This window comes from Bradyrhizobium sp. P5_C12 (assembly GCF_054049735.1).
Window position 1 is genome coordinate 1 of sequence record NZ_JBFULU010000098.1, and the last position, 7173, is coordinate 7173.

Below are 7173 nucleotides of genomic sequence, written 5' to 3' on the forward strand. Positions count from 1 at the left end.
ATGATAGCTCGCTCGAATTCAGTCTGCGCGTCGGCGGAGAAGGTAGCGTATCGCTTGCAGTCCGCGACACAAGATTCGGCGAATGATGCCAGTACTTTCCACTTTCGGAATCTTATCGAAGAGGGCTAATTCCTCTAGAATTTTGTTGGCGCACTCGTCAATTGTCACGAAATCCTGCAAAAGCTGTTCGTGGAAAACGACGCCGGGGGATTTCTCCGTGGGAGAATGCATCATCCATGGCCGATAAACGCCGAGCTTTCTCTGCTTCGCTATTAATTCGTCATAGGCCTTGTAGTCACCTTTCTGACCGGCTTCGTGGGCCTCCTTCTCAAGCCGATGGTATTCGTCGGATTTATCTTTGGAGAGAATAAATGGCAGAATGTATAGGGGTATCCTGTGGGCCAAAGCATCACGGAACTCCGCCACATGCCGGAACCATTTTCTTCGGGTCTGGAGATATTTTCTAAACGGTTTTGAAAACGATTTCCTGAGAAGCCAATATCCTTCGCCAAGGCCAACCAAGTGTCGGTCAAGTTCTTTTCCATCCGGGCCTCTTTGGCTTGTTTCGTATACCCATATCCACGCGAGATTATCGAGACATCCATGCAGGTTGGTGACGAATGATTGAATTACGATCGTGGCGCCGACACGGTCGTCGACGTCAGGAATGTCCTCCTGTTCTGGCGGGAGAATATTGTACACATAGTTGATGGCGCGGATCATCGTATCCAATCTACGGATGAGGCCACTGACAGCGTACTCGCGCCCGCGGTTGCTGTTGTAGGTCCGAGCAATGAGTTTGTTGCGAAGCGCTTCAAATTTTGTGTGGACGTCGTCCTTCGCGCTGTTCAGCGCGGCAACATCCTCTGCTGTGAAATAGCAGGCCACTTTATTCAACCCGCACGTCAATAATCTCGCCGCGACGTTTCATCAGCGCGATTTCAATTCCGGCGACGGCGCAGCGCGGAGCCAATCGCTTGGCTAGGTTCAGGGTTTGCTCGGTATAGGGCACAACGGCAACCTGCCGTCCACTGGAAGGGGTCGCCAATAGCAGCCCAACTGTCTCGCAAAGACCTCTATACAGCTTCGATTTCTGTCCGGAGTGRCGAGTATTGATGATGCCGCCTTTGCACTCGGCTGAAATGATCATATTCCCTACGGTAGCAACGACGTCGCCCTTTCCGGAAGTTGGATCAACGACGAGTTTTCGTCCATCGTTGTGGATGAAGACGCCCGCGTATTTCGTTGAGCCGCTTCGCGAAACCTGGTTGAATCCCTGTCGTTCCAGCCAGGCCATGAAGTCGAATTGCTTGCCGTGCATTCCGTCCGGATGAATAGCAACTTGGTTTGTTGCCTCTGTTCGCAAAAGGTGCATGGCGTAAGCGACCATCACTGCGCCTTCGTAAAATCGATGCTCATTTTCGCCGTCGCATTTGCCGCGTCGGTTCGGTGGCGGCGCGCATTCGAAAATCAGGTCATCGAAATCCATATCCTTCTCCGCAAGCTCGACATCAGGACACGCATCCCCAAAATCTGTCGTGAGCGAACGCCCTCAGTCCGGAAAGCTCAGGATCATCTTGAGCAGTTTCGGAAACCGCGCGTTGATGTCCTCCTCGCGCAGGACATTGCGGTGCTGGACGCCTTGCTTTGACGTCCGGATCAGGCCGGCCTCCCGCAGGATGCGAAAATGGTTCGACAGGGTCGACTTCGCCATCTCAGGGCAAGGCGCCGCCTCGGTGCACGACATGCAATCGTTTTGCGCAGCCAGGCTTTTGACGATACGCAGCCGCATGGGATCCGCGAGGGCTCCGAGCACCCCGGCGAGTGTAATCTCGTCCCGCGATGGGTGAACGAACTGCACCATGCCAAAAATATAGCATGCCCCTTGAACTCATTCAATAGTTCACTAGTATTGAACTATTGAATATCGGCATCCCGCCGACCAACGGAAGACATGCGATGAGCAAGAGACTCGAAGGTAAAGTTGCGCTCGTGACCGGCGCATCCAAAGGCATCGGCGCCGAAATCTCCGCCCGGCTTGCGGCTGAGGGTGCGGCGGTCGCCGTCAATTACAGCTCCAGCAAACAAGGTGCCGACCGCGTGGTCGCCGCCATCATCGCCAAGGGCGGCAAAGCCGTCGCCGTCCACGGCAATTTGGCCGACGCCAAGGACGTGAAGAGCGTCGTCGCGGAGACCGTGAAGGCGTTCGGCGCGATCGACATCCTCGTCAACAACGCGGGCATTTACGAGTTCGCGCCGCTCGAGGCCATCACGCCCGAGCATTTCCACAAGCATTTCGACCTCAATGTGCTCGGCCTCCTGCTGATCTCAGGGGAGGCGTCGCGGCACTTCAACCCCAAGGGCGGAAGCATCATCAACATCAGTTCCGGCGTATCGACCATCGCGCCGGCGAACACCGCCGTCTACACCGCGACGAAGGCATCGGTGGATGCGATCTCCGCCGTGCTGGCAAAGGAGCTGGCGCCGCGCAAGATCCGCGTCAACGCCGTCAATCCGGGCATGATCGCCACCGAAGGCGTCGTCTCCGCCGGCCTACACGAGGGCGACATGCGCAAATGGATCGAATCCRTCACCCCGCTTGGCCGCATCGGCAAGGCTGAGGAGATCGCTGCCGCGGTGGCCTTCTTCGCTTCGGACGAGGCGTCCTACGTCACGGGCGAGACGCTTCACGTCACCGGCGGCCTTCGCTGACGAGGCGCGTGCTCTGGCGGACCGACGGCGCCGAAGGCCGTCGTTCCGGCACGGTCGGTGGTGGTGTATCCCCGCAACCGGACTTCACTGCTTCCGATACGAAAATGGCCCGCTCGACGCGGGCCATTTTTGTTTGTGAGTCCGCCTATGCGGTCTCGTCCCGGCGCAATGCCGCGTAAAGACCAACGACAGTCCCGATAGCGACAAGCCCTGCCGCCAGCAGCAGCTGCAGTTCCCCGTCATCGGTGCTGCCGACGGACGACAACAGCCTGGTCACAACGACGAATAAAATGCCTACCGAGACCGCGGCCCCCATGCAGAGATGCAGGAATTCACCGGCCAGGTTGCGGTTGAGAAGTCCGAGCGCCGTGAAGTACATCGCGCAAGCGTTCGGGTGAACAAACAAGGCGATCCGCGCGTAAGGTCCGTAAGCGTCGAGGAATGATTCGCACTTGTTCATTGCGGCTCTTGAGGCAACTCGTTTCAAGAGCGGCCTGAAAAAACGAGCCTGTCCATAGCTCAGAACGGCGCCCACGATAATGGCCAGCCATGCCAGAATGAAAACGAAGGCATCCGCAGGCTTGGGATTTAGCGCGACCGACATCAAAATCAGCGCGGTGCCGGGAAAGTAGCCAAAGTACGGGAAGATCGACTCCAGCAGCACACAAACGAATATGAAAACCGGAAACCATGACGAACCGGCCGCGTCGAGGACGATCGCGTTCAAGTCCAGGATGTTCGTCTTATAGAGGAACAGGTACAGGCACGTGGCCAACCCGGCCAGCGCGTAAAACGGCAAGGCGCCCGTCAGAAATCGTTTCGTCATTATTGAATAGCCAAGCGGATAAAATTGCTTGTGTCCATAGCGAGCCTGTCGATTGCCCGATCTTAGCCCCACCCCGGCCGTGTGAGGCCGCTCAGCGGGGTCCTACCGCGCATGCGTGTTCGAACAAAGGCTGCTCTTTTTCATGTCGCGCCTTGGATCGTACGCCAGGCTCTTGGGTCCAACCGTCCCCATGAAGAAGGTTCCCACCGGCTCGCTCGACGATGAATATGCCTATGGCCGTCGAAAGCATCGCGTAATTTGGAGCTGCGGGCGGCGCCTTGTCAGAACCCCGTAATCGCCTGGCCATCCGCCCCGACCAAGCTCGACGGCGCTTCGCCGAACACCAGCCCGTCCGGCTGAAACTTGATCGTCTTCCCGCCTTCGACGAAATCGGCAAAATTCCTTGGCGTTGCCGAGTGCACTCCGTTCGCCAGGAAGTCGCCGATCTCGTAGCAGGTGTCGGGCTTGCCGCCGGAGCCGTCGCCCAGGAATTTCTGGAAGTTCTGGCTCGTCACCTTCGCCTTCTTGCGCGCCGACCAGTTGGTGTAGCGGCGGTAGAGCTTTGGCAGGATCACCGGGCCCATGTCGGTCGCGAGCACGCCGGTCTCGTTTATCTTGGGCTCGCGCAGGTCGAAGTCGAAGGCCGGAATGGTTTTGGCGAGATGCTTCCAGACCGGCAGCTTCTTGGTTCGCGCGGTCTTGGCGAGCGCGAGAAAGGCCTTGATCTCGTCGTCGTTCATCGAGGAGTAGAAGGTCGGATAGGCAAATCCTTGTGCGACCAGCCAGTGGTTGATGTCGACCGTCCGGTTCGCGACGGTCACCTCGATGTCGCCGACCAGCCTGCCATAGGTGTCGAACACCTCGTTCGGCGCATCGACATGGGTGAACACCCGGCACGCCAGCGTCGCCTCGCCGGCACGGCTGAGGAAATCATGCAGCGCCTTGGTCGAGGTCGCGCCGAGGAATTGCCGGTAAGCGTGCGTGAGCGCGTGAAAGGCCGCGCGCTTGRCATCCAGCAGGCCCTTCTTCTCGGTGGCCGACAGCGGCGACGGCTGATAGTGCAGCTCCGGCGCGTCGATGCCTTGGAGGCGAATGGTGAGCTTGCCGTTCTTGACCGGCGCCGTGTTGGTTCGCCCCTTGACCTTGGCATGGTCGAAGACGTGGGTCGGCTGGAACGGCGAAGTATCGTTCTTGCGGAAGCGGATCGCGTCCGGTGCGACGGCCACCACGACCTTGGTGGTGTCGGCGTCCGACCGGCCCTCCGGCCAGAACTGGCCGACATCGATCGTGCCTTCGACCTCCAACAGTCCAACCGGCATCGGCCGCTCCCGTCACACGCGCGCGGCGGTCGTTGTGAGGAAGCGACCCGCGCGCACATTTGGAAGAAGCCGATCATCTTCGTGCGACAGGCCCATGACGGCAGAAGACGTGGAGACACGCTGCCGCAGCGTGCGCTCGGGCCTTTCCAAGGCACGCAACACGGAGCGCGGGCCGGCAAGTGCCAGCCCGCGCCAGATCACGATCGCGCCGCCGAAATAGACCTGACTGTAGGCGACCGCCTCCGCCAGCACCTTGTCGCGACCGCCCAGCAATTCGAGAAGGTGCGGGCCACCGGCCAGCATGCCCAGCATGAAGATCAGGCCGAAGAAGATTGCGATCAGAAGCGCATGGGTCGCCAGGCGTTCGGCGCGGTCGCGGTCACCCGCGCCGAGTGCGCGGGCAATGGCCGACGACACGCCGCCGCCCATGGCCGCACCGGACATGCTCATGGTCAGCATCACGCAAGGAAACACCAGCGCCATCGCCGCCAGCGCTTCGACACCGAGGCGCCCGATGTAGGAGGTCTCCGCGATCGCGACCAGGGTCCCGGCCGAAAACGCGAGCGCATTCGGCCAGGCCAGCGAGAGCAGCGTGCGCAGGATCGGTTCGTCGAGCAGCGCATTCGCGGCTGGTTGCGCGGGTGGCGGCAACGGACCTCCCTCTTGATCAACCCGTACACGTTGCGGACGACCGGATTGGACGTCGAAGTCCCGGGATCAGCTGAAGATCAAGGCCTGTACGGACAGACCATCGTCAGGTGGAGCAGCGTCGGCGCCTGGTCCTCACCGTTGTCGTACTCCCACTCCAGCCGGATTTCGTGCCGGTCGGCATAGGCGTCGCTCGCCGTGTGGGTGATGATGTTCGTCTTCATCGGGATCGGCGGCTCGGAATTGAAGCATTTCCGCACGCAGGCATCGAGCAGCGCGCATCGCGTCAGCGGGATCACGCCAGGCTCGTCCTTGGACAGCGGGACCGTATTCAGCTGCGTGGTGAGGTCGACGCGAGCCCGTCCCTTCTCCTTGTGCCAGTACGCCGCGCTCCCGTCCGGCCATTTGTCCGCCGGCGTCAGGATCAGGTGGTACTGGCCGTACTCCAGGGTCGGCACGTGGATGTCCGGCGACGCCTTGAGGATGTCCACGCTCCTCTTCATGTTTTCCAGAGGGAAATAATTGTCGTTCATCAAATCTTTGAATGAAGCCCCGGTGTAAGTTCTCGACCCCATCGTCTTTTCCCTCAATATGTCCTTGGCTTTGCGAAAATACATACAGCTCCGCGACGCCGGTTGGTTTTGCCAACCTGGCTCCGCCGGAATATATGCCCCATCTTTGCTGGGATTTGCGTACGCTACCACTCAGGACTGTGGTTCGTCCAGATCGCCACCCGCACCGTGCCCCGCTAAACGGCGATGGGCAAGTCCGATTGCTAAGCGGTTCTTGATAGGTATTCTTACCACAGTTGCTCGCGGGCGCTGGACGACAGCGACGCCGCGATCCTTGAAGGCGCAGGAATGCATTGCTTCGCGTGTCAGTCGGCGATTGATCCGGACGATAGCTGGTGCTCCAAGTGTGGGGCGGCGGTACGTCGGCGTGCTGATCCCGACAGCGAGCGGCGGTTTGTGACAATTCTCCGAGCCGACGTCATCGACTCCACAGGGCTTGTTGCCGAACTGGAGCCGGAGGAGGCCATCTCACGCCTGGAGCCTGCGCTGGCGGCCATGAGGGGCGCGGTACGCCAGTTTGGCGGCATCGTCAGCAAGGAGTTGGGGGACGGCTTGGCCGCTGTCTTTGGTGCCCCGATCGCCGACGACAACCATGCGCCGCTCGCCTGCCATGCGGCCATCGAGCTTGTCCGGCGGGTCGGCCGTCTTGGCGATCCCGGACTTCAGGTTCGGGTCGGCCTTCATTCGGGGCACGTCGTCGCCTATATGGTCGCCAGCGAGTTTTCCAAGGTCTACGAGATCGGAGGAGCCGCTCAGCATCTTGCCGCGCGGCTGGAGGCAGCGGCCGAGGCCAATCAGATCTACGTGTCGGAGGCCTGCCAGAAACTCGCGGATGGACATGTCCGGTTCGAATCCTTGGGTGTCAAGGTGCTGCGCGGATTCAACGAGCCGCTGCCGGTCTACCGTGTCGTCGGAGCGAGCGACCTTTCAAGCTGGCGGGTGCGACGAGCCCGGAGCGTTTCGCGGTTTGTCGATCGCACGACCGAGCGGGCCCTGTTGGGACGTGCCGCGGAGAGGTCTAGTGCAAGCCGGCAGACGGTCTTTCTGATCGGCGATGCAGGCATCGGAAAATCGCGGCTCGCACATGAGTTCGCCC

8 protein-coding genes and 1 pseudogene are annotated in these 7173 nt (G+C 60.2%); 2 read left to right on the forward strand and 7 right to left on the reverse strand.

What is annotated here, in order from left to right; translation table 11 throughout:
- Nucleotides 1-18 precede the first annotated feature (18 nt).
- The 3 genes from ACXJMY_RS37410 to ACXJMY_RS37420 all read right to left on the reverse strand — a co-directional run bounded on the left by ACXJMY_RS37410 (nt 19) and on the right by ACXJMY_RS37420 (nt 1864).
- Entirely contained in the window at nt 19-897 is an 879-nt protein-coding gene (locus ACXJMY_RS37410) for a hypothetical protein (RefSeq protein ID WP_456624365.1), read from the reverse strand.
- Nucleotides 890-1489, reverse strand: coding sequence for a hypothetical protein (locus ACXJMY_RS37415; protein ID WP_456624366.1), 600 nt, complete (start codon nt 1487-1489; stop codon nt 890-892). The genes ACXJMY_RS37410 and ACXJMY_RS37415 overlap by 8 nt, the downstream gene beginning before the upstream one ends.
- Before the next feature lie 63 nt (nt 1490-1552).
- Nucleotides 1553-1864: an ArsR/SmtB family transcription factor gene (locus ACXJMY_RS37420; protein WP_456624367.1), complete on the reverse strand. Its 312-nt coding sequence runs from the start codon at nt 1862-1864 to the stop codon at nt 1553-1555.
- Nucleotides 1865-1959: 95 nt separating this feature from the next.
- Here ACXJMY_RS37420 and ACXJMY_RS37425 point away from each other — a divergent pair, with 95 nt between their 5' ends.
- Nucleotides 1960-2712, forward strand: a complete 753-nt coding sequence (locus ACXJMY_RS37425; RefSeq protein ID WP_456624368.1) for an SDR family NAD(P)-dependent oxidoreductase — start codon at nt 1960-1962, stop codon at nt 2710-2712.
- A gap of 145 nt (nt 2713-2857) precedes the next feature.
- Here ACXJMY_RS37425 and ACXJMY_RS37430 read toward each other — a convergent pair whose 3' ends face one another.
- The 4 genes and pseudogenes from ACXJMY_RS37430 to ACXJMY_RS37445 all read right to left on the reverse strand — a co-directional run bounded on the left by ACXJMY_RS37430 (nt 2858) and on the right by ACXJMY_RS37445 (nt 6080).
- Nucleotides 2858-3538: a hypothetical protein gene (locus tag ACXJMY_RS37430; RefSeq protein ID WP_456624369.1), complete on the reverse strand. Its 681-nt coding sequence runs from the start codon at nt 3536-3538 to the stop codon at nt 2858-2860.
- Nucleotides 3539-3819: 281 nt separating this feature from the next.
- Nucleotides 3820-4857 carry a thermonuclease family protein gene (locus ACXJMY_RS37435; RefSeq protein WP_456624370.1) on the reverse strand — a complete coding sequence of 346 codons (1038 nt, stop codon included), beginning with the start codon at nt 4855-4857 and terminating at the stop codon, nt 3820-3822.
- 171 nt (nt 4858-5028) lie between these two features.
- Nucleotides 5029-5508 (reverse strand): annotated as a pseudogene (locus ACXJMY_RS37440) (MATE family efflux transporter); the annotation flags it as partial.
- A gap of 77 nt (nt 5509-5585) precedes the next feature.
- Nucleotides 5586-6080 carry a hypothetical protein gene (locus ACXJMY_RS37445; RefSeq protein WP_456624371.1) on the reverse strand — a complete coding sequence of 165 codons (495 nt, stop codon included), beginning with the start codon at nt 6078-6080 and terminating at the stop codon, nt 5586-5588.
- Between the two features lie 285 nt (nt 6081-6365).
- Between ACXJMY_RS37445 and ACXJMY_RS37450 the strand changes: the two genes are divergently transcribed.
- A partial coding sequence (locus ACXJMY_RS37450) for an adenylate/guanylate cyclase domain-containing protein (RefSeq protein WP_456624372.1) occupies nt 6366-7173 on the forward strand: 808 nt, incomplete at its 3' end.